Here is a 1,275-nt window from a genome sequence, read left to right as displayed (position 1 = left end):
CCACTACTGTCCGGTTTAGATTGGGGCGAGGTCGAGGGACATCTGGTTGGGGTTGGTTGGCGGCGGTTTTGGCTGTGTGTTGAGTGCGTTGATGGGGCGGAGGTGCATGAGGTTGAGGCGGACGAGGGTGAGGAAGGCGCGTGGGGCCTCGATGGCGTTCTGGGCGGCGTGGGCTTTGCGCAGCAGCAGATAGGCGATGAGGGCGACGAAGATCTGGATGCGGACGGCGTTTTCCGAGGTGCCGAGGAAGCGGCGGATCTTCAGGTTCTGCTTGATCCATTTGAAGAACAGCTCGATCTGCCAGCGCTGCCTGTAGAGATCGGCGATCTCCTCGGCGGGGGCGTCGAGGTCGTTGGTGACGAGGCGCAGCACCTTGCCGGTCCGGATGCGCACGGTGACCTCGCGCAGCGGATCGGCAAAGGGATTACGCCGCGAGCGGGCCATGCGCTGCGGCAACAGCCCGATGCGGTCGGCGAGAATGTTGCCGCCCTTCGGCACCGGCAGTTTGGCGGTCACCGAGAGTTTGGTGTTGGTCTTCAGGCGGCTGACGAAGCGGCAGCCGGCGCGATCGAGTTTGGCCCACCAGGCGTAGTCGTAATAGGCGAGGTCGAAGACATAGGTCAGGCCCGGGACGATCGGCTCGGCCTTGGCCGGGGTGATGTCGTTTGTCTTGTGGCCGGTGATCTCGGCGCTCAAGGGAATGCCGAGGTTCGGATCGTAGCCGATATGCAGCTTGATCGCCCGATGTCCCTTGACGGCGGTCAGCCAGCCCGCGCTCAGCGACGACAGCTCGATGCGGGTGGCATCGAGGATGCGCACGGCGTCGCCGATGTGGCGGCGGGTGGCGCGGCCGGCGGTTGCCGCCATGTGGGTGAACAGGTCGGCATAGAGCGCGGCGGGCCGGCGAGCATTGGCATCGGCGAGCGTGGTGCGCGCCACGGGCCGGCCACCGAGGTGATAGAGCCGGGCGGCATGGCTGGAAAGCCCGGCCTCGATCTCGCGCAGGCTCGTCGCGCCGGCCAGCTGGCCGAACAACAGTGCCAGGAACTGGTCCCTTGTGCTCAGCCGGCGGACCCGGCGGTCGGCCTTGTGGGTGTCCACAAGCTTGTCGAACAGGCCCCAGGGAACATGCTTCAGAAGGCCGTGAAAGACGCTATTGTGATGCCGCATGGCATTGCTCCTCCGCTTGGTGTCTCAAACGCCGCGAAACGTCTGAAACCAAGTAGAATCAATGCCATGCACCCTGTCTACAAAATTAGACCGGACAGTAGTGGG

General features: G+C 64.6%; 1 protein-coding gene. It reads right to left on the bottom strand.

Annotated elements, in window-relative coordinates; genetic code table 11:
• Nucleotides 1–15: 15 nt before the first annotated feature.
• Nucleotides 16–1,170 (bottom strand): IS4 family transposase, encoded by a 1,155-nt coding sequence (locus CH339_RS23570; RefSeq protein WP_111436858.1) that lies wholly within the window; start codon nucleotides 1,168–1,170, stop codon nucleotides 16–18.
• Between the last annotated feature and the right edge of the window lie 105 nt (nucleotides 1,171–1,275).

It is taken from the genome of Rhodobium orientis (genome assembly GCF_003258835.1).
GTDB lineage: Bacteria > Pseudomonadota > Alphaproteobacteria > Rhizobiales > Rhodobiaceae > Rhodobium > Rhodobium orientis.
This window is presented reverse-complemented; position numbering and strand designations above follow the sequence as displayed.